Here is a 26,293-nt window from a genome sequence, read left to right as displayed (position 1 = left end):
CGATAGCAGCCCCGCCGCACGATTTCCCAACGACATTTCTACAACGAAAACCGGACAATATCAATCAAAATTTAAATTTTTCGAGACCTTCGACTTTTCAAGAAAAACCGTCATCATGCTGATGTACACGGCGTTTGCTTTGTCGTTCCTGAGCTTCGCATCCATGGCCCCGTACTGCGCCGCGACCGGCTCCCCGAGCGGCACTTCCTTTCGCACCGGCGTAAACACATACAGCCCGTCGAAAGAAGCGATCACCCGCGAGGCGCTGCCGCTTTTAAGCGCGAGGCAATCGCCGATGAATAGCGGCGAATCGCTGAGGGAATAAAGTACATTCCCCTTCTCTCCGGCCTCCCGCACCGGTTCGCCCACCTTGAATACCGACGAGGTGCGCACTCCGCCTCCAAGGCGCGCCGCGGCCCGCTCGAACGATCCGCCCTCCATGGACAGGCGATCTATCTCGCCGATTATTTCCTTTTTCTTCGCCTCGAACTTTCGGTCCTCCAGCTTGGTTTTAACGCGCTCGCGGTCCGTTTTAGGGTCCTTTACCTCGGACCGGTTCGCCGCGAACTCGCCGTCGATCTCGGCGTCGCTCACCCTTAGGATATCGGCCCAGCGCCTCCTGAGCTCGGAATTCGAGGCGTAGCAATAGCGGATCTGAATTCTGGAATTGTCAACGGCGTTGCGGGTGATGATCTCATCGCGCGAGACACCCACGCCGTTTTGTATCATGCGCACCAACTCCTCGTTTATGAGGTCCTCGCGGACCATGACGTAGTAATCGTTCAGACTGAGGTGGTGATGATCGAGAAACAGGTCGAGGTGCTGGCGGTTGAATTTTCCGGATTCGTCCCTGAACATGGGCATCTCGCGGATAACGCGCTTGACCCTGTCGTCCGACACCTGCATGCCGAGCTCCCGCGCCTTCTGAAGCTGGAGGCGGTAGCGGATCATGCTGTCGAGGATATAGTGCTGCATCTCCTTGCTGTTGGCGTCCGGGACCCTCTGGGACACGCTGTTGCGGTAACGGAGAAAATCGAGGTGATGGACCTTCTCGCCGTTGACGACGGCCACGATGCTCTTGTCCATGCCGAGCGGCGACATGAACTCGGGCATCCCGAAAGAGATGATGATGATAAGCACAAAGAAACCGATGATGGCATATCCCGCGATCTTAACGACAGGCGACCTGGAACCGAACATGGTATACCTTCAGGAACCGGATTATGGGGGCGCCGACGCGCCCTTTGTCAAGGAGGGGGAAACTATTCCACTCCGCGTATTTGTCAACGCAATTACGAACCCTGCTCGGCTTCGTCTGCCAGCATGACCGGAATGCCGTCCTTCACGGGATACCGCCGGGCGCATTCGGTGCAGATGATCTTCTCGTTTTTGGCGTCGTATTCTATATCGCCCTTGCAGACCGGGCAGGCGAGAATATCCAGGAGTTTGGTGTCGATCATAATTGAAAGCCGCCCCTCTCGTGATTTATCGTGCCGGCCCTCGCCGGATGGGCCGCTTCCACCCGTACCGGACCGCCGCAGTGGAGTATCGAAGCGGCGGACAAATCAGTCAATTAAAATATGTCTTTATTTTTTTGATTAATGTGCTTGAAATTATGTCCCCTTCGCCCCAGCATAGGTACATTCCAGTCATGAAATTCATACACCTGCACAACCATTCGGACTATTCGATACTCGACGGAGCGCTCACAATCGACAGCATGATCGACAGCGCCGTCGCGCTCGGCATGCCCGGCATCGCGCTCACCGACCATGGCAACATGTTCGGCGCGATCGAATTCTACCAGAAAGCCCGGAAAAAAGGCATAAAGCCGATCGTAGGGCAGGAGTTCTACATGGCGCCGGGCTCGCGTTTCGAAAAAGACGCGCGCTCCGGCGGCAAGGACGCCGCGTACCACCTGCTCCTCCTGGCGCGCGATTATGAGGGGTACCGCAACCTCATGAAGCTCTCCTCGATCGGCTATCTCGAGGGCTTTTACTACAAGCCGAGGATCGACCTCGAAACGCTTCAAAAGTACGGCGGGGGAATCATCGCGTCGAGCGCCTGCCTGGCGGGCGAAATACCGTCGCTCATCCTGCAGGGCAAGACCAGAGAGGCCCTGGGCGTCGCGGGGCGCATGAACGAGATATTCGGCAACGGCAACTTCTTCCTGGAACTTCAGGACCACGGCATCCCCGAACAGAAGACCGTCAACACCGCACTGGCGGCGATGGCCTCGAAGCTCGGGCTCGACCTCATCGCCACAAACGACTGCCACTACCTCAGAAGGGAGGACTCGTTCTCTCACGAGGTGCTCCTCTGCATCCAGACCGGCAAGACCCTCAGCGACGAAAACCGGATGAGGTTCCCCTCCGACCAGTTTTATTTGAAAAACCAGGCCGAAATGGAGCGTATCTTCCCCGACTTCCCGGACGCCCTTCATAACACCTACAAGATATTCGAGATGATCGATCTCGAACTGGAACTCAATAACCCGATCCTTCCGAACTTCGTGGTGCCCGAGGGCTTCACCCTCGACTCCTACCTCAGGCAGCTCGTTCTCGACGGAGCGAGGATGCACTTCGGCGCCGGGATACCGGGGGAGGTGGCGGCCCGCATTGATTACGAGCTTCGCGTCATCACCGGGATGAAGTTTTCGGGCTACTTCCTGATCGTATGGGATTTCATCAACTACGCCAAGGCCAGGGGTATCCCCGTGGGACCGGGTCGCGGTTCGGCCGCCGGCTCCATGGTGTCGTACTGCCTGGGGATTACCAGCCTCAATCCGCTCGATTACAACCTCCTCTTCGAGCGCTTCCTCAACCCGGACCGCAACGAGATGCCCGACATGGACATCGACTTCTGCGCCGATCGCCGCGAGGAGGTGATCGAATACGTAAGGAGGAAATACGGCAACGACCACGTAAGCCAGATCATAACCTTCAACAAGATGAAGGCCAAGGCGGTCATCAAGGACGTCGCGAGGGTCCTGGGCATCCCCTTCGCCGAGGCGAACGAAATCAGCAAGCTCATAACCGAGGATTCGCTCAAGGAGGCCCTGGAGGCGTCGGAGGATTTTAAGAATATCCGCTCCGCCGGCGACAGGGGCAGAATGCTCGTCGATATTTCGCTGACGCTCGAGGGGCTGGTTCGCTCCGCCGGAAAGCACGCGGCGGGCGTCGTCATCTCGCGCGATCCGCTGACGGAGTATGTGCCGCTCTACAAGGACATGAAAGACGGAAGCGTCTCCTCGCAGTACGACAAGGGGACGCTCGAGGCCGCCGGCCTGGTCAAAATGGACTTCCTCGGCCTCAAAAACCTGAGCATCATCACGCGGTGCGTCGAGTATATCGCGGAAAACCACGGTGTGAAAATCGACCTCAACACCCTGCCCCTTGACGACCGGACGACGTTCGCATTGCTCCAGAAGGCGAACACCAGGGGCGTATTTCAGCTTGAAAGCGCGGGGATGCAGAATATTTTACGAAAGCTCCGGCCCACGAAATTCGAGGACATAATCGCGATAAACGCGCTCTACAGGCCGGGACCGCTCGACGCCGGCATGGTGGACGACTTCATCTCCCGAAGGCGCAACCCCGGCAGGGTTCGCTACGAACACCCTTCCCTCGAGCCCATCCTCATGGAAACGCTCGGCGTCATCGTCTATCAGGAGCAGGTTATGCTCATCTCCCAGGTGCTGGGCGGGTTCAGCCTCCCCGAGGCTGACAAGCTGCGCAAGGCGATGGGAAAGAAGATCCCGGAAATCATCACGCAGATGGAGAACAAGTTCCTTAAGGGGGCCGAGACAAAAAAGATCCCCGCGAAGATCGCCCAGAGCATCTTCGAGCAGATCGAAAAGTTCGGCCGTTACGGGTTCAACAAATCGCACTCGGCGGCCTACGCGCTCGTCTCCTTCCAGACGGCGTACCTCAAGGCCCATTATCCGCTCGAGTACCTGGCGGCGCTTCTTTCGTTCCAGCCCGACAACCAGGACGATATCATCAAATACGTGGGAGACTGCCGCGAAAACGGCATCGCCATCCTGCCGCCCGACATCAACCACAGCAAAAAGGATTTTACCACGGAAAAAGGCTGCATCCGCTTCGGCCTCTCCGCCATCAAAGGCATCGGGGAAAAGGCGATCGAATCGATCGTCGAGGCGCGTTCCAAAAAGAAACGCTTCGAAACACTGGACGATTTTCTGGAAGAGATCGACCTGATGGCCGTTAACAAGGGAGCCATGGAATCGCTGGTGCGCGCCGGCGCCTTCGATTCCATCCACCCCGTGCGCGCCCGGCTTTTTCATTCAATCGACATGATGCTTGAAAGCGGCAGGCGCCTCCAGGAGGATCGCGCCAGCGGGCAGGGGAACCTCTTCGAATCGGGCAACGGCGGCGGACGGGGCGGGCTCATCGACGAGCTTCCGGAAATCGACCCCTGGCACGACAACGTGAAACTTCAGCACGAAAAGGAAGTTCTGGGAGTGTACGTGTCGGGACACCCTCTGGCGAAATACGAACGGGAAATCAAGACCTTCGCGTGCACCGGCATATCCGAGCTCGGGGGCAATCGCGAATCGGGCGATTTTTCCATCGTCGGCATCGTAAGCGACCTCAAGGCACGCATTTCGAAAAACGGAAAACGGTTCGCCGTGGCGAAGCTCGAGGATATGGAAGGCGCGATAGAGGCGCTCTTCTTTCCCGACGTGCTCTCGAAATACGAACAGTTACTTACCGCCGAAGAGCCCGTCATGGTAAAGGGAAGCGTCGAGTTCGACAACGACAGGCCGAAGAAGATCATCGTAAACGAGGTGAAGTCGCTCAGGGAGACGCGCCGCAAGTCGATCGCCGCCATCCATATCAAGCTCGACCCCGTCGGCATCGACGAGGACCTGCTCGCGCAGATCAAGCGCGTCATTGTCGAAAACCGCGGGGGCTGCCCGGTGTTTTTTCACATACGCGAGGCGCGGGGGGAAGAGAAGATCGTACGCGCCCATCATACCTATGGAATAACGCCGAGCGATACGTTTATGAACGGGCTTACGAAGCTCGTCGGCGAAGAAGCGGTGCGCTATTCGACGCACAACTGCTGATGCACGGAACGCGTACCCTCAGGGCTCGTCGGCGTAGCGCAGATAGTCCCTGAGCAGAGTGTATCCGGTCGATTTTTCCAGAATTTTACGGTTTTCGCCGTTTACGGTCAGCCGGATACCGGCGAAGCCGCCCAGGTCGTGCACGAGCATCTGCGCGAGCGAGGCCGCCGTGGAGGCGTCCGTTACGCAGCCATCCTTCATGTTGATGACGATGGGCGAGTCCGCCTCGAACTTGACCGTCGCCACCCCCCTGGTTATCGCGCTTTTGAGCTTCCCATCCACCTCGCGGAGGTTGCGATTGGTATAGTGTCCGGCCAGGTAAAACTCCCCCGTTCGAAGCGCGGCGTACTGCGCCCCGGAATCGACACCGAGGACATCGCCGTCCACCCATACCCGCTGTTCGTCAATGCGGTAGATGAGCTTCGCGGGAGGACCGTCTCCGTCCCGCGACGAAAGACCGGTCGAAACGACCGCGTCGTCCGCCAGGCGGCCCCTGTCGTTAACGCTCTTTATGAACTTGCTGACCGTATCGGCGGCCCCGCCCGCGGGCGAGTCGGTGTTGAGCCCCCTGATAAAAAAATGGCGGAGAAATCTCTGCCGGTCGCCGCGCAGGTCGTTGACGAAGGAATTGACGATCGTGTCCCTCGTCGAGATCATATCGAGCACCGAAAGCGGGTTCTGCTCGATCTTCGATATCTCCCCCATATTCTGCGCGGTCCCGAGCAACAGGAAGTTGGCCCCGAGCGATTCGAATCCCTTGCCGCGCGAAAGAATGATGTACGAGATGAGGAACGTGCGCAAAAGCTTCCTGCCGTCAGTATCGCCCAGGTCCGCCCCCAGGCCGGCCTCGTAATCCATCACCAGCGCGAAGGGGGCGCCCTCCTCGCGGATGAACCGGAAAAGGTCCGTGCGTATGAACGCGGTGTTCCCGGTCCTGGCCAGTATCTTTTTAATCATGGGGATGGAGCTGAGATTCAGAAAGCGCGACTCCACCTCGAGACCGAACCTGCCCAGCGCGCCGCGGATGCTCACCGATGCCCGCTTGTTCTCGGACATCAGAAGGACCTTTCGGGATGATTGTAATGTTCCCATGTTTTATTTTGATAACAATCCGGTATTCCATCGATAAAACCGCGTCCCTTCATCAGGGCCGGAAAGAACACGCACCCCGCGTCGAATATCGTTACCTTCATGCCATAATAGAACGATACAAAGCACCCGGCCGATGAAATGGCAAGATTATTTCATCGGATCGGACTACTTTCTTTCACCGCGGCGAAAATCCCTTGACGCGACCGCAAAGCCCGGATATTCCTTTGTCCCGATGGAAGAAGCTCACTGCATCCTCTGCGGTCCGGCGAAGCGCAGGGTCGTTTTCACCAAGTCTTCAGCCGATGGCGAGGCGTTTACACTGGTGCGCTGCGCGTTCTGCGGCCTGCGGTTTCTTTCGCCCCGTCCAACCGAAAAGGAAATCGGCCAATACTACCGGTCCGCCTATTTTACACGGCGGACCGACCGCGGCTATGACAACTACTTCGCCCCGGGAACGCGGGCGCAGATCGAACGCCTCTTCCTCCTCAATCTCGGCGACCTCGGTTTTTCGGAACATGAGCGCTCTTTGCGGGGAGCCCGCAGGGCGCTCGACATCGGCTGCGCCGCGGGCTACTTCGTCAACATGCTCGCGGCCCGCGGATGGAACGCTTCGGGCATCGACATCTCCGAGAGCTGCGTGGCGTTTGCGCGCGACCGGCTGAAGCTCGACGTTACGCGCTGTGACTACCTCGAAAAGAAATACCGCGACAGGTTCGACCTCATTACCCTCTGGGCGACCATAGAACACCTGCACCGCCCCGACCTCTTTCTTCAAAAGATACATCGAGATCTCGGCGATGGCGGAAGGCTCTACCTTTCCACCTGCAGGGCGGGAGGCGCGAGTTTCATGCGCCTGTTCGGGAGCAGTTGGAGATACTATAACTTCCCCGAACACCTCTACTTCTTTTCGATAGGCCAGATGAGGCGCCTTCTGACCGTGAACGGATTCCGGTTCGTCGCCTGCAGCACTTACGGCAGCGGATTCGGAAGGCCGGGATCCCCTCTGAGAAAGGCGGCCGATTTCGCGGCAAAGCGCTTCAACATGGGGGACATGATGGTCGTTGCAGCGGAGAAGGCCTGACCGGTACGCCTCGATCAAAAGTATTGACAGATTAAACCGTATCGCCCTAATCTCGAACAACAGAGATGATGACTGATCCCATCGGAAGATTCATCGGAAGATTCATTCCTTCCGGGAGCGGCGCGCATTCCCGCCGGAGTACCGGGAAACCGCCCGGGGAATCCGGGGCCAGGAGAACGCAATGAAGACAGCGCATACCATAGAGGAAGTACGATCCATCGTCCGCGCCGCCAGGGTTGAAGGCAAGAGCATCGGTTTCGTACCCACGATGGGATACCTGCACCGCGGCCACACCAGCCTCGTCGAGGAATCGAGAAAACAGACCGGATTCCAGGTGATGAGCATATTCGTGAACAAAATACAGTTCAACGATCCGAAGGACTTTTCGAACTATCCGCGCGACCTCGAACGCGATCTGTCCATCGCCCGGGAAATTGGCGTGGACCTGGTGTTCGTTCCGAACGACGACGTGATGTACCTCGACCAGCGCACCGGCGTCGATGTCGACCTCCTCACCGACCATCTCTGCGGCGCGCACCGCCCGGGCCACTTCCGCGGGGTCTTTACGGTCGTCAGCAAGCTCTTCAATATCGTGCTACCCGATGTCGCCGTGTTCGGCCAGAAGGACATCCAGCAGGCGGTCAGCCTCGAGAAGATGGCGGCCGATCTCAATTTCCCTCTGAAAATCGTCATAGCGCCGACGGTGCGCGAGGACGACGGCCTTGCCATGAGCTCGCGGAACAAGCACCTCGGTGCCGACGAACGGCGCAGGGCCCTCTGCATAAATCGCTCTTTAAAAAGGGCCGCGGATAAAATCGCCTCGGGCGAACGCTCGGCATCGAACATCATGGATGCCGTCGGGCGGGTTCTTGCGGAAGGTTCTCCTGATAAAATTGACTATATAAGCGTGGTGCGCTATAGTGATCTGCAGCCCGCCGACGAAATAAACCGCAAAAGCGTACTCGCCATAGCGGCCTTTTTCGGCTCCACCAGGCTGATCGACAATATGATAATAGATGAAAGGAACGGAAAATTCGCATGCATATACTGAACAGAACGCTCGCGGCGACGCTTGCGGCCGCGTTCATTCTTACGATGGCATGCTCGCCACGAGGCCCTCTTTCCCCCGAAGAGGCGTTCGGCGTCCTCCAGAAGGCATACCACCGGAACGATCCCGGCCTCATGCTCGAGGTGCTCTCCGGGGAAAGCGTCAGCAGGATACACACCATGACCGCCCTGATCGCGACAATGAACGAACGCCAGCGCGAAAAGATGGCGGAACAGTTCGGAGTCGGCGCCGGACAGCTTGCGGGCCTGTCGCCCACCGCCTATCTGGCGCTGCAGATGCGCCTCGCGCGCACCCTGAATGAGGACGCCATGGGGAGGGCGCTCGACAGCGGTATTTTAAAGAGTCAAATAAACGACGCCAGGGCGACACTGACGGCCCAGAACGGCATGGAACTCTCGTTTGTAAAGGAAGGGCCGTACTGGAAATTCGACATGACGGACTGGTGAGATAGGAGTTGCGGCGCACTTAAAATAACAGGAGAATACTCATGATTGAAAACGGAAAATACGTGGTCGTTCATTATACCGGTTCTCTCGGGAACGGAGAGGTCTTCGACACCTCGGCCGACAAAGAGCCCCTCGAGTTCCAGCTGGGAGCGGGGATGGTGATCCCCGGTTTCGACAGCGCGGTGGCCGGAATGAAGATCGACGACGAGATAGATATCGTCCTGCCGCCCACAGAGGCGTACGGCGACTATGACGATTCGCTCCTCCACCGCTTTCCCGTGGCGGACGTAAAGTCACAGTTCGAACCGGAAATCGGCATGACCATCGGCGTACAGCTTGACAACGGGGCGCGGGTACCCGCCACGATAACCGAAATCACCGACGATACGGTGACGATCGACCTCAACCATCCCCTCTCGGGAAAGACCCTGCATTTCCATATCAAGCTCCTCGAGATCAACGATACCGTTAAATACGGCGACGCGTGCGGGGACGATGGATGCGATTCCTGCAAATCGGGCTGTTCGTGCTGATACCCCCCGCCTGGGAGACGCCGGCAGGATGGATACCGTTCTCGAAAGCATCACCCTCACGATCGACCGGGACGCGATCCGTTCGGCCCTGAGGATCTCCCCGGAGGGCCGGGAAGCCGGCCGCGTTGAGTCCATGACGCGCGAGGCCGAAGCGGCCGGCCGGCCGGCGGCCGTTTACCGCGCTGCGCGCATAGACCGCGTGCGGGCGGACGGCGCGGACATTGAGGGTATCGCTTTCGACGGGGACCTTATCGCGGAAAACCTTGCCGGGCAGGCGCATGCCTTCCCCTTCATCGCCACCGGCGGCCCCGAAATCGAGGCATGGGCGAATTCTTATACGGAGATGCTTGAACGCTTCAGGGCCGACGCCATAGCGACCTTCGCGCTGGCCTCGGCCGTCGACTCGCTTAAAAGCCACATTTTAGACCGGCACAACGGCGGCCCGCTTTCCATGATGAACCCCGGTTCCCTTGACGGCTGGCGTATTGCCGAGCAAAAAAAGCTCTTCGCGCTGTTCGGCGCCTCCGCGGAGCGAATAGGCGTATCGCTTACCGACAGCATGCTCATGAGACCGCTGAAATCGTTATCGGGAATACTCTTTTTTTCGAGCGAGGGGTTCATCAACTGCAGTCGATGCCCGCGGGCGCGCTGTCCCGCGAGGATGGCCCCCTTTAACGGGGTGGAAAGCGGCGCAGTCGGAGGATGCGGACACGGCGCGGCGGCTACCGCCGTGCCGAGAGCAGCAGGTCTTCGGCCTTCTTGTACTCCCCCTTGAATATGTAGAGCATGCTGAGGTGTGAAAGTTCGCGTATGGTGGGCTTTAAGCTCATCAGTTTCTCTTCCATTTCGCTGATGCGCCCGTCGAGGTCCCCGATTTCCTTCATCTTGTTTTCGTAGGTAAGCTCCCGCAGATAGTTCCTGAACTTCGCGTATTTCGGGCTCGACTCGAGCGCCACCGTGAGGTACTTGATCGCCTCGCTGAAATTTCCGAGATGGTAGTGGCAGAATCCGTAATACTTGTTGACGAACTGCCTGTCATCGGCGACGTCCCGAATGCGGTCCAGACACGCGATGGTTCCGGCATAGTCCTTCCATTCATAGTAAATGTACGACAGCATGTAGTTTGCCTTGAGGTGCCGCCAGTCGATTGCGATCACCCGTGCGAACGCCGCCTCGGAGGAGCGGAGGTCTTTCATGTTGAAAAGCGTCATGCCGAGATAAAAATTGCCCTCCAGAAAACCCGGCTCCCTGCCGAGCGACTCCTTAAAAAACCTCAACGCCGCCTTGTAGTCGTGCCGGTTGTAATACTCCACGCCTATGTTCAGGAGGATTTTATGGTTCCGTTCGATTGAAAGCGCATGCATATACGTCGAGATGGCATGTTCCCTGTCGCCTATTCGGGAGTATATCTCGCCGATGTTGTTATACGCCTCGATGAAGCGCGGGTAGAGCTCAATGGCCTTGGAATATTCCCGTAGCGCCGTTCCGTAATCGCCTTTGCTGGAAAGCGCAAGCGCGTGGTTGTAGATGTCGACCGCTTCCCTGGGTACCGCTGTTCTCATAGTCCGCCCTCGTTCATCAAGCTGTTCGTCATCCCGCCGAATCCGCCCCGTACCCGCCGGCCGCGCCTCTGCGACAGGCCCCGGCGACGGTTATCCCCTTCTATCCCAGTATCGACAGATTCCCCGGGATGTTTAAGACAAAAGCAAAGGCCTGTTCATGAGACCCGGACGCCGCGCTCGGAGTCCAGGACCTCCATCCTGCCCGATGCGTAGAGAAGCACTATTTTGCGCGTCTTGAAACTGTACTCGGCAAGGTCCTCGTCGACACCGTGGTGCCACAGTGCGGTTCCGTCGGCCGTGTCCACGCGGAGCAGGTAATGCCTCATCGAGCCGTCGACGAAGATGAGATACAGCCCTTCGTTATATATCAGCTGTAAAAATGACTTTCCGGGGATAAACCACTCGGTCGCGCCCGTTCGCCTGTCGAGCGCCAGAAAATGCCCGTTGGCGTCGCCGTTTTCACACGCCACGTAGTATCGCTCCTTGTCCTCGATCACGTTTCCCACGCGGCCAACGCCCTCCAGCTTCTTCACCCAGCGTTTGCGGCGCTCGCCATCCGCCTCCCTGCACACCAGCATCCCTTTCGTGAAATCGAAAGACAGTATCCCGCTTCCGAGCTCGAACGATTGCAGGCCGCCGGCAGACTCCATGCGCGTGTCAGTCCAAGCATCCCATTGTCGAGAGTCCGGCGACTATCATACGCGCGGCACCGTCCATGCCGTGCTCCGCGTTATTGACGACGAGATGATAATCACTCGGATCGCCGCTTTTAAATTTCACGAAGCGCCGCAGGAAATCCTCGCGACTGCGCCCTTTTTCGAGGATCATCTTTTCCGCTTCCTTGCGGGTGAGGCCGCTAAGACCGGCGATGCGTTCGACCCTCCACTCGAGCGGGGCCACTATCCGTACATGGTATCCCCGCTCCATTCCCCGGGTTATCGCTCGGCCCGCCCTTCCAACGATGATGACGTTTCCGTTGGTCGCCAGCGTACGTACCGTTTCGGCAAGACTCCGGTACACCACCACCTGCGGTGGCAGCTCGCTGAGCGCCGTTTGAAGAAAATTATCGATCTGTTTGCGCGCCGGCGAAGTGAGCGTTTCGAGAAGGCTCGAGCTAAGTCCAAGGTCTTGCATCATCGCGTCCAGGATTGCCCTGTCATAAGCAACCCACAGCGGAGATGGCCGGCGCTCCTTATTGATTATCTCCGCCGTCTTTTCGGCGACATCAAAGCCGCCGCACCCGTATTCCCTCGAAACGGTTACGAACGGGCCCGAAGGCCGAACCGGAACGGCCTTCCTCGGGGCGTGGTCGACCTTCTCCCGCTGTTTCTGCCAGGTCGCAATCTGCGAATTGATATGCGTCGTTATCGATGAGGTTCTCATGGTGGCCATATCGTCGCCTCCTGGACTGAAAGATATGGGCTTGACACGGAAACGTCAAAATAATTGCCGTTACCGGAACACGGCGATCCGCTCTCCCACCCGGACCCGGTCACCAGCCGCGAACGCATCCATTTTAATCGAGTCCTTCTGGAAAAGCAGCACGATGGTTGAACCGAGATGGAAAGCGCCCAGCTCACCGCCTTTATCAATCAGCGGACGTTTCCCCGACGGATAGAAGCGCTCCACCCTGCGACTGAAGGCCCGGTTTGTTTCAACGCCATCGTATGTCACGGTGATACGACCGACATTCATGGCCCCCACCTTGACGACCGCCACAATGCCGGCGTCGCTCTGGATATAGCTGATCAGGCGTTCGTTCTTCGCGAACAGACCCGGCAGGCCGCGCACCATGTATTCCTGCACCGTAAGCAGTTTTCCCGGCAGCGCGAAGTATCCCGCCACCTCGCCGCCCACCGGCGAATGGATGCGGTGGTAGTCGCCCGGGGACAGGTAAAGTGTGATAAACGAGCCATTGATGAAATTCTTGTGGTAATCTGATGGGATGAGATCGCCGAGCCGGTAGCCTACGCCCTTGGCCTGGAACACCGTTGCGCCCTCTATCGCGCCAAAATGGTCGATCCGCGCGTCGACCGGGGATACGATCGATTTTTTCCCGCGGTCAACAACATGCACACCCGGCTTGAGCCGCCTGGTGAAAAAATCCTCGAGACATCTGAAACCGCCGTCGGGACAGACCATCTCATCGGTACGAACACCGAATTTCGCCGAGTACCATACAATTATCCGGACCAGGATTACGGATGGTAGCGCAAGCCTCGCCGCGTAACCGAAACAGCGTGAAAGCAGCCCCGTAGGGATGATCCTGAAAAGAAATATCGCAAAAGCCTTCATTGGTCCTCCCCCAGGAAAAAAGCTGGTCGTCTTTCGGACGGAGAATCAATCACACGGCATAAAAACCGTCTGTCAAGTTTTCTTTATACTGATAATCAGAACATCGTAATCGAAGCCGGAGTGATTGGCGAATCCCGACAGTGACTCGGTCAGCGCATGGACGATATCCATCGATGTCTCCCCGAGGTTTTCATTCAGGCATTCCACTATCCTGCTCTCACCGTAGGCCATTTTACCGTTTTCCGATGCGACCTCTGAAACGCCGTTGGAATAAAAGAGCAGGATATCGCCAGGCTCGATAACGAACGAAATATCCTTGAAAACGTTCCTTTTAGCGAGATCGTATCCTATCGACGTCTTGTTCAGGACGATAAAACCCTTCTTCTGCGCCTTATACAGAATGGTGTTCAGTCTGCCCAGGGATGAGAGCCGTGCCTTCCCGGTCTTCGGCTCTATCTGGAAAATGGTCATGTAGACGAGGGAATGCAGCTCTTCCAGAATCCGGTCGAGCTTTGATACGGTCAGCTCTATAAGTGCCGACGGAACGATCTTCTTCGATGAGAGCGACTTGATGAGCGTTCGCATCGCGGCCCCCGCGTACGAGGAAGCGGCGTCATATCCCGTCACATCGCAGCCCGTGATCTGATAGAGGTTTTCGTCGAGATAGAAGGCGTCGATAAAGTCCCCCGACATGAGCTCCACGGGCAGATAGACCGAGGCGATGTCGAGGCCATCCACTCCGGCGAAGCGTGGAAAGAGCTTCGCCTGAATTTCACGCATGCCGAGCAGGCCGTCCCTGTATTTTCCGCCCGCGGTATCGGGACGTCCCTTTGAATCATCCGGTTGCCCCGCAAGCAGGCCCGCCATAAAGGCCCCGACGGCTTTCCCGACCTGGTCAAGCTGCGAGTCTCCCTGTATAACGATATATCCGTCACCGCCCTCCCCGGAAAGCGGGAACAGCGAGCAGAAAACATCACCCCCCGGGCCGGAGAGCTTCAAATCGAAGACCGGCGAGCTTTTCGCCGTTTCGAGAACCCCTGTATCGATCATCCGCGCGAAAGCGACGGTCGGAAATGATTCATCAAAGAGCTTTTTGGACTTTGACACATAGCCGCCATCTTCCTTCACTATCAGGTCGAGACAGCCGATGGAAAGTACGCCGCGCAGTGAATCCAGGGAACGCATGAACCGGTCGATGAATGCTTCGTTACCCATTCGTTATGTTTCTTCCCTTACCGGGGCCGGAGCCCGACCCCGGTAAACACTACCCGCGACAAGCACCAAATGCAACCGTTTTTTTATCTTGCCAAAACTCCCCGTTTACTGTTACAAAGTCGTTCCGGCCGTGTAACATCATCATTCAGGAGGGCCGGTTCCGCTGTCATCGTTGCGCTATGTTAAACATTGCCGCCGACGGATATCCGGTTATGCGCAAAGCCGGTAGTTCGGGCGGCGCTTTGGGTGCCGTACAGTGATCATAGAGCAGATCGAAGTTACATGGATGTCGGTTTTCTGCTATCTCCTCTGCGACGAGGAGACTCGGGAGGCCGCGCTTATCGATCCTGCCGGCGATTTCGAGCACATCTTCGAAACCGTCTCGCGACACGGCGCCCTGGTGCGGTATGTCATCAACACGCACGGCCACTGGGACCACACTTCGGGCAACGCGCGAGCGATTAAAAAAACCGGCGCGCTGCTCCTCGTCCACGAGGCCGACGCCGAACACTCCCGGAGCATCCCGAACAGGATACTGTCACTTGCGCCGGGCGGCGGGGTTTCTCCCAGGCCAGTCCGCCTGCTCCACGGGGGGGAGGCCATACCGCTCGGATGCCGGGAGCTTCATGTCATTCATACGCCGGGACACACCCCCGGAAGCATCTGCATTCTTGCCGACGGCAACCTGTTCACCGGGGACACGCTCTTCACCGAGGGCATGGGGCGGACCGATATGCCCGGCGGGTCCCATAAAGACCTCATGAACTCCATCGTGAACGTCATCCTTCGCCTGCCCGACACCACTAAAATCTGGCCGGGGCATAATTACGGCAGGTTCCCGGTTTCCACCGTTAAGGAACAGAAACGGTATTATACCTGATACCGGAACAGTACTCCATGAAAATAAAAAGCCAATCCGCGGCCCTGGGCCTCATCCTCATGTTTCTTGCCGGTGGAAACCTGTTCGCGGAAAATTACTTCGTGCCGTGGAACGCCGACGTCAGTGTCGGCGACGAAACCCTGCCCGCCCGGCGTCCCGCCCGCACGGTCCCGCGGCCGGTGTACGGCGGCCCGCAGGCGGCAGGGTATCTGCTCATCCGTTTTTTCCAGGTGGTGATCTCCCCCCAGGACGGTCCAAACTGCCGGTTCCACCCTGTATGCAGCGTCTATGCCGCGGCGGCCGTCGAGCGTTTCGGCCTCCTGGCGGGCTCCGTCCTCGCCGGCGACCGGGTGCTGCGTTGCAATCCATATACACCGCCCGGCGAAGATCCGCTCCCCCTGGAAATCCTGGGGAGATAACGCCATGCTGTTCCGGATAACGGCGCGATTAAAGGCGGCGCCGTACCGCCGCCTCTTCGCGGCAACAACCCTTCTGTTCGCGGCGCCGGGCGTGCTTTTCGCCGCCGGGGACGGCTTCGTCGACCGGCAGGCGTCATTCGTTCGCGACCTCTACAGGGCGGGCCGGTACTTCGAATGCATAGCCGAAACCGGGAGGCTTATGAGATATGTTCCCGCCCCACGGCGGCATGACCTCGAATATTTCATAAGCGCCAATTACTATCAGGCCCGGCAATACCGTACCGTTATACGGCGCCTGACCGATTCTCCACTTGCGTCCCCGTCCCCCGCCTCGCGCCTTCTCCTTTCGCAGTCCCTCGCGCGCCTCGGCGCCTTTGCCGAGGCGGTGCGGACAATAGACGCCGCGGGCGCGCCATGGCCGGAGGGCTCAATGGAAGAGGAGCGCTTCATCCGGTCCGCCCAGATATTGACTCTTGCGGGGGACCTCGCTTCGGCTTACGACGAAGCCGAAAGGGGCGCGGTGAAATATCCCGCTTCCATCCTCCCGGCTCTGCGCGATGGTCTTTCGGCGCACGACGCACTTCCCTCGCGATCAAGGCCTCTCGCGGCGGCGCTTTCGGCCGTGGTGCCGGGCGCAGGGCAGGCATACGCCGGCCGCTACGCCGACGCGATCTGGAGCGTTACCGCGGTTCTTGCCCTGGGGGCCGGCGCGATCTGGGCCTGGCGACAGGAACACCGTGGCGCGGCTTTCACGTTCGGTTTTTTCACGACGCTCGTCTACGCCGGGGGCGTCTACGGGGCATGGAACGCCGCCGACGGCTTCAACCGCGCGCGGACCGACCGGTTCAGGTCGGACGTATTGCGCATGATCCCCGAATACGAGCCGCTTCGGGGCGAAAATTTTCCTGCGATGTTGCGATAGCGCACCACGGGAGACGCGGCGATGACGGACAGACATGGCAAGATTATCAGGGCCTCGGGGATGCTGCTCGCGCTTGTGCTTTTCACTCCGGCACGCGTACTCTTCGCGGACGGCGCGGAAATAATCGCCCTCATGAAAGCAAACCTCGACAGCGGCGACTATTATTCGGCGGCCACCGAGGGCATGCGGTACCGCTTCCTTTATCCCGGCGGGCCGCTGGTCCCGACCTCCCTGCTGCTTTCGGGAGAGGCCTATTACCGCGGCGGCAACTATTATGAAGCCGCATCCGCATTTTCCGACTGCTACCGGTCGCACCGCGCCACGCCCGAGGCGGAGAGAGCGCTTTTGTCCCTGGGGTACATTCGTCTGGCGACCGGGTCTCCTTTCTTCGCCCTTCGTACCTATCAGGAATACCTTTACGTCTATCCCGACGGGCGCTTTCGCGAAGAAGCGGACATTGACGCCTGTTATGCCATGACCCTGCAATCCGATTTCGACGGCGCGAAGTCGGCCCTTGCGGTTTACGGCGTCACCTACCCGGCCGGGGCCTACGGCGACCACGCCCGGGAGCTCGAACGGCTCATCGAGGAAGAGATCAACCGCCCGCGGAAAAGCCTTGCCCTGTCGGTGGGCGGATCGATTCTCATTCCGGGTTTCGGTCATTTCTACACGGGCCGATACCTCGAGGGCCTCCTCGCGCTTTTCACCAACTCGGCATTTCTCTGTCTAATTTACGACGCGTGGCGGGACGATAATAAATTCAGAATGGCGGTATTCGGATTCGCGGGCTTTACCGTATATCAGTACTCCCTGGTCTCTTCGGTCAGGAACGTGTACGAATACAACAGCAGGGAGCCCTTCCACCGCTCTGTACGGCTTGCCGCCCGCCGGCATTTTTAGTTAAAAAGGCATCGAAACGATGGGTGATTACGTCAACGGAAGCACCACGGCACAGTTCACAGCGCTTGAGGAAAGCCTCTCGGTCAACATCGGGAACCTTCTGAAAGAGCGCGACCTCGAGGCCATCGCATCGGTCCTTCTCGAGGACACATTCCGCGACACCGACATCATGCGCAAGGACTCGATCGACCGCTTTCTCGATTACGCCGCCTTCAAGGCGAAAATGGGCATAGCCTACATCCCAAGCCTCGCCTATCCGTCGATGCGCATTATCGACACCGAACTCGAGAAGAAGATCATAGATCTCATCAATGAGCACCTGTACCCCGAAATCGTCCTGCGCATACTCAAATACTTCACGAGGAACATACACGACGCCGACGCCAACCTTAACATCGCCTGGCTGATACGCTCGGACGCCATAGTACGATCTATCTATGAAACCTATTCGCGCTTTCGACGCGATATTTTCGAAACCGATCCCAACACACGTAGCATCACCGTCAAACGCATAATGCAGGCATCGCCGCACGCCGACAACAGCGTGGCCTCGCCGCTCGACGCCGCATGCCGGCTAAAATATGTGCTGGAATTCATAGCGCTCAATCAGAACGTTCTGCACATCTACACCAGAGAGGACCTGCTGCTTTCCGCCGTGCGGTGAGGTCGCGCGCCGGATCAAAGCCCCGTTTTCGGAAGACGCTCGATCACCTGGTCGACGCCGAGATCCATTTCCCTGATCGAAATGTTTCTGTATCGCTTCGAATCCTCAAAGCCCTCCAGCGCGTTGAACTCGGGCTCGTATGTCCGGATGAGCCAGAACATGACGTCCTGCATGTCCAGCATGCTCGAATCCACCACCGTGTACTTGTACTGCATGGCGCGCCCGCGCAGCCGCGCGTTGATACCGGGAAACTTGGTGAAATCGGGGTCCAGGAAGTTTTTAAGCGCCATTCGAAGACCGTCGCGCCAGCAACCATAAAATATCAGATAACGCATCCCTCCGCGCGGCGCCGCCTCGAGCAGGCAGAGTATCCCCGGCATCTCGGGAAGTATGCGGGAAGCCGAATGCTTCTCGTAGGCTATCTGGCGCGACCACGCGATAGTATAAAAAACGTCATCGTTCACCACGCTCTTCTTCATTCCCGCTCCCTTTCTCTTTTGGCCTTGAGGTCGGCGATAAGATCGTCGAGCACGGCGAGCAGTTTCCTTGCGCGCAGTTCAACGTCCCCCTCTATGAATATCTCATATCTCCGGGGAAACTTCAATATAAAATAATTCGACACAAAATCCGCCAGCTGCGGAAGGTTCACCAGAAAGTTGAGAAGGTGGATGAGCTTGTCTGACTCGTTGACGTTTATCAGGAAGATGAGTTCCTGGGATTTTTTTCTCAAATCCTCGCGCAGGCGCTCCTGGCCGGGCCTCTCCACCTCGTCGACACCCTCGTATACGGCGTTGGCGAACCTTGACAAACGCCCGAGGCGGACACGCGAAATTCCCTTCAGATGAACGCTCCAGGCGCGCTCCTCCCGCTTGATTTCAACCACCTCGGAAAGCGTCGCCATCCTTCCGCTGGGAAACAGAACATCCAGCACGGTGCGTACCGGAAGGGCCACGACCCTGTCCCCCTGGCTGATCTTGGCGAGATTTTTATTACCCGAACTAAACGAGACGTTGCAGTATGGGAACACCACCTGCTTTTGAAGAAATATTATCGGAAGAGATTTTTCTTTCATTTTTCGCGGCTGCATTTTTTTATTGGTTACGCGATCGTTCCGCGCGTTTTCCGCTTCCGGCCGGGATGAAGCCCGCCCCGTGCGCAAGCCGAACGACCGGCAGGCTCATTCCGGCCATGCCCCGCATCGTCCGATACGAAGTAAAAAAATTATTGTATTATTTGTCAATACGTATATATTAGGCTGTGGCATAACCGAAGAATTCGAAGGTTTACCCTCAATCGTCGGGGCGAACCCAGTATTCCCGGGTTTTGCGACAGCCCGGGTATTAAGTCGATTTCCACACCGGTCGAACGTCGCGGGCCGGGCGTTATACTCGTTATCGGGGAAATAACCATGGAAGAAAAAAGGAAACACCTCAGGGTACAGAAACGGATTAAATCGGAGGTCCGTTCCGATCAGGGTATCACCCTCAGCGCGACATTCGACATGAGCCATGGCGGCCTGTTCATAACCACCCCCGAACCCATGGGCGAGGGCTCCGAGGTCGAGCTCTCCCTCTACATCCCTGGCGAGGAACCCGTCAACATGAAGGGGACCATACGCTGGAAGCGGGAGGACGAGTCCGATCAAATCAAGGCGGGCATGGGCATTGAATTTATCGACGCCTCGGATGAAACGATTAAAAAGCTCAAAAAACATTTCGGCTGAGCGCGTCCGCAACCGCAATTAACACGCCGGCGCAGACCAGTCGGACCGCAGGCCTGGCCTCGACGCAGCGCCTGTAGCCCGCGAGGAGACGTTCCCGCTCCATTTCCACCTGGGCGATTTCATTGCGCGTTCGCGTGAGAGCGCTTCGCATATCCCTTCCGAACCATTTATGCTGACACTCCTGCCTCTCGAGCTGCTCCGAGAGTTCCCTGATCCGGGTGTCGGAAGCCTCGGTGATCTTGTCTATCTCGGGATCGATGGACAGGTCGAGCGTTTCGCGGAGATCGGCAAGCCTTCGCTCCATCCTGCGCTCGAGCCTGCCCCGGGCCTCGTCGAAACGATCGCCGGCTGCGGTTATAACGCGTCGGAAATCCCGATCAAAATCCCCGCCGGAGACCTCCATCCCCTCCTGCTCGATAAACTCTCTTTCGATTTCAGAAAATTCGTCGTCTCGCCTTCCCGTTCCATCGGCGGCCACCACCATGAGCTCCTGCGTCGGTGAAAGGGCGTTGAGGGTCACCAGATAGCAGAAGACCATCCCCTTAAACGGGGCCGGCGAGCGAATGATCTTGACGCCGGTCTTCCCGCCGAATTCATCGCTTCCGCAGCGGGCGAACAGGGAATCAACGATGCGGTGCCCGAAGGCGAGGAATTCTATGCTCTCGTTCTCGAGGGCGATTTTACTGTCGAAACTCCCGTAACAGGACGCTTCGACCCTCCTGCCGGGAAGGGGCCTGATCCGGTACAGCCCCGTGCGCGGGTTTTTCCGGCCCAGGTATTCACCGACTGCGCCGTCGATCGCTCCCATCCGCTCGACAAATCGCTCGATCCGCCTGTTCGAGAACTGGCGCTCCTTCATCGTGATAGAATAGTATTCGTCATAATTGAAATCGAGGTTCCTCGCCACGGTGAGGTCGGACAGTTTTTCATAGCTTCTGCGCGCGTTTTCAATGCGCTCGTCGACCTCGGCCAGAATCCTCTTTCGCGGCCTCACCCCGGCCGCCATCTCCATGAAGAGGCTTGAAAGGGCGAGCTCGTCCTCAATCCGCCCCAGGAGCACGTCGGGGACGCCGATGGACTCCTCGAAAAGCTTGAGCTTTCTCTCGAGCACCTCGAGCACGCGTTCGGCCACCGTGTTCCGGGTCGAAAAGTTGTAGATGAAAACGTCATACGGCTGGCCGAAACGGTGCACCCTTCCGATGCGCTGCTCGATTTTGAGCGGGGACCAGGGGAGGTCGTAGTTGATCAGGATGTTGCAGAACTGCATGTTGCGCCCCTCGCCGCCCGCCTCGGTGCAGATGAGCACCTCGGCCCCCTGCCTGAAGTCGAGGAGCGCCTTTTCCTTTTCGTCCCTGTCCATGGATCCGTGGAAAAGCTCGACGCTGAAGTCGTCCAGGAGGCCGCACAAATACTCCTGAGTTGTGCGAAACTGTGTGAATATTATGAACTTGCCGTGCCCCTGCCTTCTGAGCTGGCGCAGCAACGAGGCGAGTTTTTCGCCCTTCTTGTTGATGGTGATCGAGCGCGCCAGGGCGATGAGCCGTTCGAGCGTGGCGATCTCCTCGCGTATTTCGGCGGCGCTTTTCCGCACCAGCGCCGCAACGGCCTCGTCCGCGTTTTCGTCGTCGATATCGGCGTCTTCCGGATCGAATTCCGGGTGCGCCGCGGCGGCGGATTCGGCCCGTTCCAGCATCGCGGCAAGGTTGTTCCTCCTGTTGGCGAGCGCCGAGAGCAGCGCGAAGGAGGACGAGTCGAGGAGTTTCTGGAATACGGTCATTACGAAACCAACGGCGCGGTTTTCGGCCTGCATGGCTCTGTTGAACTCCTCCACCACGTACCGGGTGGTCGCGTCGTACAGCTCCCGTTCCCCGGGATACAGGTCGAAACGAATCGTCCGCGCGAATCGGCGCGTGAACCCGCCCACCTCTTTCTTGGTGCGGCGTATGAGGACCGATGAAAGCCGGTCGCGGAGCGGCGCGAGATCGGCGCCATCCATGCAGTACCTGTTGTAGAACGTCTGGTAGGGTCCCAGAAGGTTTTTATCGACGAGCCCTACGAGGTAGTAGAGCTCCTCGAGCTTCCCCCGGAAGGGAGTAGCCGTAAGCAGAAGGAGCGACCTGGTGTTGCGCGAAAGCACCTCCGCGACAGTATAGGCGAGCGTGCTTTTCTGCGAATCGCGGCGAAGTCGGTGGGCCTCGTCGAAGATGACGGCGTCCCAGCGACTCGCGGAGAGGCTCGCGGCGAAGCACCTGTTCTTGATGAAATCGAGCGAGCAGATCGCCTTCTCGCAGAAACGCCACGGGTTGGAGCCGCGGCCTCCCCTGGTCTGCGCACGGCGTATGAACCGCCGGTCGAGGACCTCGAAGTGCTCGTTGAACTTGTTTTCCATTTCGTGCTGCCACTGGAGCAGGAGCGAGGCGGGCGAGATGATGAGTATCCTCGCGTAACCGTGGCGGTAGATGAGTTCCTTGATGACCAGCCCCGCCTCGATCGTCTTTCCCAGGCCGACCTCGTCGGCGATGATAAACCGCCGGTTAAGGCTGTTCACGATGCGGTGCGTGCTCTCGACCTGGTGGGCGAGTATGCGCGTCCTCGAATTGGAGAGCGAGAGTATCTTGTTGTTGGCGTGCGCGAGCTGAAGGGCGCATGCCTCGGCCCGAAGCTCGAAGCGCCCGTCCAATGGCAGTGGCCCGTCCAGAAGGAGCGAACGTAGCTCGTCCTCGCCGTCGATACCTGTTCCGGCAGGCTCCACGGAAGCGAGTGAGAAAAGGTCCTCGGCTACGGGTACGGTCTCCGCTTTCATCCATTCACCACTATCCGGCACTCAAGACGCGGCCGTAAAAAAGCCCCTCTGCCAAAGCCGCGCACTTTATAAGTTTCAGGAACAATGACCGGGGGGTTCTCACTGATCAGATGTGACATAATAAGGACAGGCGCGATATTTACAAGTTTTTTTTAACCCGGGATTATGGCACGAGCTTGAAGACGGTCCGGCCCATCCGGAGGACGGCCGGATTCCCCGGGGATGCGCGGCAGGTCAATGGCAGCGGAATCGCGCGAACACAGGCGCTCCGGGCGCCTTCCGGGATGGACCCGTGCCGCCTCGTGCGCGCCGCCTGATATGTTCCGGGCGAAAGGCCGGACGGAACGCTGCGTCAGCGCATCTCCAGGCTGAAGATGCCGAGGCTGAAGGGTATGTTCTCGTCGAGGATCGGCCGTATCGGCTCGGTGCGTTCCTTGAAGGCGCGTCCCATGTTGACCCTCGCGAACTCGTTCTCGCGGTCTATCCGTTTGGCGTAATCGATCGCCTTCCAGTAGCTTATATTGCTCTTCGTCTCGTCGTTCTTCCTCTGGTACACGGCCCCGAGGTTATTGTAGGCCGAGGCGAGCGTCTGAAAGACCTTGACGTGGTCCGCCCTGTCGGGGAATATCTTCGTTATCGATTCGGCCTGACGCTCGAAAATGGAGATCAGCTTGAGGTATTCCCCCCTGCTCGCTTCAAGATTGTCGAGGTGATAGAAGGCGTTCCCCATCGCCATCATGACTTCCGGGCTGTCCACGGACTCCTCGTACAGCTCGAGCCATCGCTCGAGCGCCCGCTCGTACTGGTCTTTCATGTAATGGATGCGCCCGAGGTTATAGAAGAGTTCCGGCGACCTGAAGCCCTCCTTCAAAGCCTCTTCATACTTTTGGCCCGCGATATCGTAGTTCCCCTGCTGTTCGATCTCGGCATCCAGCGCCTGCTCTTCGAGGTCGTCGCCAAATCGATATTTGACCTTGTCAAAGAAATAATAGAATATATTGCCCATATAAAAATACGTCGACCCGACGTTTTCGGTCTCATGGTAAAAATCCTCGCGGGTGAACTCCGGCTGTGACGGATACGCCTTTATGGCCTTGTTGAATGCCGCGTAGGCCTTGCCCGGCTCCTTGACCGCGTAGTGGTACTCACCCAGCAGGTGGAGCGCGGCGAAATAGTTCGGCTCTTTCTCGAGGGCCGTGATCAGGTGTTGTTCCATCAGCTTCGGATTCTTCTGTTCCTTGCTTAGCTTCGCGTACAACACGTACTGCTGCGGGTAATGCGGATCGCGCTGATGGAGCGCGTCCAGGACCGCCCTCACCGCGGGGAAGGGATTGTCGGCCGCGTCCTTGAAGCGCGGCGACTGAATGCCGAAATCCACGCGCACGTTCGTGGAGTCCGTACGCTTCTTGCCGAGATAATATGCCGCGAGCTTGCCCAGCAGCGGCGACGGAATGTCCGTCAACATTTTTTTATCGACCAGGTCCGAGTGAATCTCCATCACCCGCGGCATGACATCGCGTTCGATATAAAGATTCAGGAGGCCCGAATAGCCCACCACCGACTTGCGGTCGACCTTCAGGATGTCTTCGTAGTACTGGCGAGCCATGAGGTACTGCCCCTGGTACATGTAGGCGTTTCCTATGCCGTAGAGCGCGGCGACGTTGTCGGGCTTGCGGTTGAGCACATAGCGGTAATACTTGATGGCCTTGTCGAGCTTCGAGTCCTTCTCGTCGGCGCGCTTGATTCTATTGAAAACACTTTCGGGAACCCGGGAATAGAAATAGCCCAGGTTATTGAGCGTATCGATATCGACCGGGTCGATTTTATTGGCGCGCTCGAGCTTGCCGAGCGCGAGGTCGTACTCGCGCTTGTCGAAATAGGCGCGCGCGTAGGCGTTGTACCCGGGCAGATAGTCCTTCGCGTAATCGGTATCCACCCTTTTAAAGAGTTCCTCGGCCTCCGCGTAATCCTTCATCTTCTTCGTGACCGGATCGCCGGGTTCGCGGATGAAGGCAACCCCCTCCTCAATGAGGCGCTTTGCCATAAGCGGCTTGTAGATGAACTGGTAGCCGAGGACGGTCATGGTGAACGCCGCGAGCGCCGCGATGCCGCCAATCCGCGTGGCCTTCAGCAGGCGCTTCTGGCGCACCATGCCCTCGCGGGTGTACTCCGGGCGCGAGGTGAGCACGCGCCGTCCCGGCGCCGCCGGCCCCTCGGTGATGTCGATGCGCCGGTTGAGCTTTTTCTCGAGGAAGTGATGTACGTTGTCCTCGGACTTGCCCGAGAGTATCATGTCGATAAGCTGCCGCGTGTCCGCCGGCGGCAGCAGATCGTTCAGAATGGCGTCTTTTACGGCCTTACGCAGGGCGGGATGGAAGAGCAACAGCGCCTTTTTGAGCCTCCGTATGTCCCTCTCCGAGAGATCATCCCCCTCGTCCGCGCGGGCCTCCGGACGCTCCTTCTTTCTCCTTGGAGGTTCGGGCGTCGGCTCATCCTCGACGTCGGGGATCTCCTCGGCGCCGACCGCCTCTTCGATGCGTCGGATGCCGGGGATCATCTCCTCCGGCTCTATTCCCAGATCGAAATCGGCCATCGGCGCCGCTTTGGCCGGCGCCGATGGCCCGACATCCATACCGAGCGGCTCGGGGATTCCATCGTCGCGAAAGTCCGCCACGAAATCCTCGGCCGGAGCTTCACGCCGCGGGGATGGGGGTGTGGACGGTTTGCTTTCGGGGGCGATATCGCCAAGGTCTATCTCAGGAATATCGGCGGCCCCGGCTTCCGGCATGTCCTGTATCTCTTCGGCCGATATATCCGAGAGCGAACCGATATCGAAGTCGGTTTCCTTCTCTATGCGCATGGCCGCGGGCCCGGCCGGGACCTCGTCGAGATCTCCAAGGTCGATATCAATGGCGTCGAAATCCGCCGCGGGTTCGGCCTGCTCATCCATGGCAGGCGCGCGCGGCGGCTCCGCCTCATCCACAAAACGGTCTTCGGAAATCTCCTGCAAATCAACCGATTCGGGTTCGAGAGAGGTCAGCTCTTCGAGCTGGTCGAGCGATGTAAGCGCTTTTCCCGCAGCGCGGGGGGGCGGCGGGGCCGGCTCTTCCTCGAAAGATGGAAGCTCCTCCAGCGGCATCTCCCCGGCGTCCGGCTCACCCCGGGCGGGCGGTTCCTCGACCATCTCGATGATATCTGTGATGTCTTCAATTTCCTCGGATTCACGAGACGGGACAGCGTCGATATCGACGAGGTCGTCGCCCGTATCGAGGGCCGGCTCTTCCTCGAGATCCATGCGCAGGCGGGGAGGCTTGGCGACCGCCTCCTCCTCCGGGCCTTTGCCCGTAGAATCGCCGGGGAGAAGACCGAGTATCCGGTCTATCTCGTTCTGCTCTTCCGGAGTGTATGCTGTTCTTTCTTCGCTATCGCCCATTACCGTTAACAGCCCCGAGGCGGATTGTACGCCGTTCACTGCCGCCGTATGCGGTCAGAAAGCGACATAATTCAGAAAAAGCCATCGTTTTAGAAAAAGCAATTACTTTTCACCCTGCCGCGCGTATTATACGGTAGAACCCGGCCCGGCGTATTTCCGGGTTT

At 58.4% G+C, this 26,293-nt stretch carries 24 protein-coding genes; 12 read left to right on the top strand and 12 right to left on the bottom strand.

Going from position 1 to position 26,293, the window contains the following annotated elements; translation table 11 throughout:
• Positions 1–60: 60 nt before the first annotated feature.
• Both VLM75_02415 and VLM75_02410 read right to left on the bottom strand, forming a co-directional pair.
• Entirely contained in the window at positions 61–1,200 is a 1,140-nt protein-coding gene (locus VLM75_02415) for a SurA N-terminal domain-containing protein (GenBank protein ID HSV95769.1), read from the bottom strand.
• 92 nt (positions 1,201–1,292) lie between these two features.
• The gene (locus VLM75_02410; GenBank protein ID HSV95768.1) at positions 1,293–1,457 is read right to left on the bottom strand and encodes a Trm112 family protein; all 165 of its coding nucleotides are present in this window, start codon (positions 1,455–1,457) and stop codon (positions 1,293–1,295) included.
• Positions 1,458–1,651: 194 nt separating this feature from the next.
• Here VLM75_02410 and dnaE point away from each other — a divergent pair, with 194 nt between their 5' ends.
• Positions 1,652–5,092: a DNA polymerase III subunit alpha gene (gene dnaE, locus VLM75_02405; GenBank protein HSV95767.1), complete on the top strand. Its 3,441-nt coding sequence runs from the start codon at positions 1,652–1,654 to the stop codon at positions 5,090–5,092.
• A gap of 18 nt (positions 5,093–5,110) precedes the next feature.
• Here dnaE and VLM75_02400 read toward each other — a convergent pair whose 3' ends face one another.
• Positions 5,111–6,148, bottom strand: a complete 1,038-nt coding sequence (locus tag VLM75_02400) for a hypothetical protein (protein ID HSV95766.1) — start codon at positions 6,146–6,148, stop codon at positions 5,111–5,113.
• A 169-nt stretch (positions 6,149–6,317) separates the two neighbouring features.
• Between VLM75_02400 and VLM75_02395 the strand changes: the two genes are divergently transcribed.
• From VLM75_02395 to VLM75_02375, 5 genes are all read left to right on the top strand, one after another.
• Positions 6,318–7,265, top strand: a complete 948-nt coding sequence (locus VLM75_02395) for a class I SAM-dependent methyltransferase (protein HSV95765.1) — start codon at positions 6,318–6,320, stop codon at positions 7,263–7,265.
• Positions 7,266–7,446: 181 nt separating this feature from the next.
• On the top strand, positions 7,447–8,316 hold the full coding sequence (gene panC / locus VLM75_02390) for a pantoate--beta-alanine ligase (protein HSV95764.1): 870 nt from the start codon (positions 7,447–7,449) through the stop codon (positions 8,314–8,316).
• The gene (locus tag VLM75_02385) at positions 8,304–8,780 is read left to right on the top strand and encodes a hypothetical protein (protein ID HSV95763.1); all 477 of its coding nucleotides are present in this window, start codon (positions 8,304–8,306) and stop codon (positions 8,778–8,780) included. Before panC ends, VLM75_02385 begins: the two co-directional genes overlap by 13 nt.
• A 41-nt stretch (positions 8,781–8,821) precedes the next feature.
• Complete coding sequence (locus VLM75_02380; GenBank protein HSV95762.1) at positions 8,822–9,313, top strand: peptidylprolyl isomerase; 492 nt, start codon at positions 8,822–8,824, stop codon at positions 9,311–9,313.
• 28 nt (positions 9,314–9,341) lie between these two features.
• A complete protein-coding gene (locus tag VLM75_02375) occupies positions 9,342–10,088 on the top strand; it encodes a hypothetical protein (protein ID HSV95761.1) in 747 nt (248 codons plus the stop codon).
• Here the strand turns inward: VLM75_02375 and VLM75_02370 are convergent.
• The 5 genes from VLM75_02370 to VLM75_02350 all read right to left on the bottom strand — a co-directional run bounded on the left by VLM75_02370 (position 10,036) and on the right by VLM75_02350 (position 14,385).
• Positions 10,036–10,875, bottom strand: a complete 840-nt coding sequence (locus VLM75_02370; GenBank protein ID HSV95760.1) for a tetratricopeptide repeat protein — start codon at positions 10,873–10,875, stop codon at positions 10,036–10,038. The genes VLM75_02375 and VLM75_02370 overlap by 53 nt on opposite strands.
• 155 nt (positions 10,876–11,030) lie before the next feature.
• Positions 11,031–11,525, bottom strand: a complete 495-nt coding sequence (locus VLM75_02365) for a hypothetical protein (GenBank protein ID HSV95759.1) — start codon at positions 11,523–11,525, stop codon at positions 11,031–11,033.
• Between the two features lie 7 nt (positions 11,526–11,532).
• Positions 11,533–12,267, bottom strand: coding sequence for a cytidylate kinase-like family protein (locus tag VLM75_02360; GenBank protein HSV95758.1), 735 nt, complete (start codon positions 12,265–12,267; stop codon positions 11,533–11,535).
• A gap of 60 nt (positions 12,268–12,327) precedes the next feature.
• Positions 12,328–13,170: an archaetidylserine decarboxylase gene (gene asd / locus VLM75_02355; GenBank protein ID HSV95757.1), complete on the bottom strand. Its 843-nt coding sequence runs from the start codon at positions 13,168–13,170 to the stop codon at positions 12,328–12,330.
• A 72-nt stretch (positions 13,171–13,242) separates the two neighbouring features.
• Entirely contained in the window at positions 13,243–14,385 is a 1,143-nt protein-coding gene (locus VLM75_02350) for a SpoIIE family protein phosphatase (protein ID HSV95756.1), read from the bottom strand.
• 256 nt (positions 14,386–14,641) lie between these two features.
• Here VLM75_02350 and VLM75_02345 point away from each other — a divergent pair, with 256 nt between their 5' ends.
• From VLM75_02345 to VLM75_02325, 5 genes are all read left to right on the top strand, one after another.
• Positions 14,642–15,265 (top strand): MBL fold metallo-hydrolase, encoded by a 624-nt coding sequence (locus tag VLM75_02345; GenBank protein ID HSV95755.1) that lies wholly within the window; start codon positions 14,642–14,644, stop codon positions 15,263–15,265.
• Positions 15,266–15,444: 179 nt separating this feature from the next.
• Positions 15,445–15,684, top strand: coding sequence for a membrane protein insertion efficiency factor YidD (yidD, locus tag VLM75_02340; protein ID HSV95754.1), 240 nt, complete (start codon positions 15,445–15,447; stop codon positions 15,682–15,684).
• Positions 15,685–15,688: 4 nt separating this feature from the next.
• Complete coding sequence (locus VLM75_02335; GenBank protein ID HSV95753.1) at positions 15,689–16,606, top strand: hypothetical protein; 918 nt, start codon at positions 15,689–15,691, stop codon at positions 16,604–16,606.
• A 21-nt stretch (positions 16,607–16,627) separates the two neighbouring features.
• Positions 16,628–17,506: a hypothetical protein gene (locus tag VLM75_02330; GenBank protein HSV95752.1), complete on the top strand. Its 879-nt coding sequence runs from the start codon at positions 16,628–16,630 to the stop codon at positions 17,504–17,506.
• Positions 17,507–17,525: 19 nt separating this feature from the next.
• Complete coding sequence (locus tag VLM75_02325; GenBank protein ID HSV95751.1) at positions 17,526–18,170, top strand: hypothetical protein; 645 nt, start codon at positions 17,526–17,528, stop codon at positions 18,168–18,170.
• Positions 18,171–18,184: 14 nt separating this feature from the next.
• Here VLM75_02325 and VLM75_02320 read toward each other — a convergent pair whose 3' ends face one another.
• The gene (locus tag VLM75_02320; protein HSV95750.1) at positions 18,185–18,649 is read right to left on the bottom strand and encodes a hypothetical protein; all 465 of its coding nucleotides are present in this window, start codon (positions 18,647–18,649) and stop codon (positions 18,185–18,187) included.
• A complete protein-coding gene (locus tag VLM75_02315; GenBank protein ID HSV95749.1) occupies positions 18,646–19,242 on the bottom strand; it encodes an LON peptidase substrate-binding domain-containing protein in 597 nt (198 codons plus the stop codon). Before VLM75_02315 ends, VLM75_02320 begins: the two co-directional genes overlap by 4 nt.
• A gap of 336 nt (positions 19,243–19,578) precedes the next feature.
• Between VLM75_02315 and VLM75_02310 the strand changes: the two genes are divergently transcribed.
• Positions 19,579–19,893 (top strand): TIGR02266 family protein, encoded by a 315-nt coding sequence (locus tag VLM75_02310; protein HSV95748.1) that lies wholly within the window; start codon positions 19,579–19,581, stop codon positions 19,891–19,893.
• Here VLM75_02310 and VLM75_02305 read toward each other — a convergent pair.
• A complete protein-coding gene (locus VLM75_02305; GenBank protein HSV95747.1) occupies positions 19,874–22,696 on the bottom strand; it encodes an SNF2-related protein in 2,823 nt (940 codons plus the stop codon). The genes VLM75_02310 and VLM75_02305 overlap by 20 nt on opposite strands.
• Before the next feature lie 352 nt (positions 22,697–23,048).
• Complete coding sequence (locus tag VLM75_02300; GenBank protein ID HSV95746.1) at positions 23,049–26,129, bottom strand: tetratricopeptide repeat protein; 3,081 nt, start codon at positions 26,127–26,129, stop codon at positions 23,049–23,051.
• Between the last annotated feature and the right edge of the window lie 164 nt (positions 26,130–26,293).

The sequence above is a fragment of the Spirochaetota bacterium genome (assembly GCA_035477215.1).
Lineage (GTDB): Bacteria > Spirochaetota > UBA4802 > UBA4802 > UBA5368 > MVZN01.
This window is presented reverse-complemented; position numbering and strand designations above follow the sequence as displayed.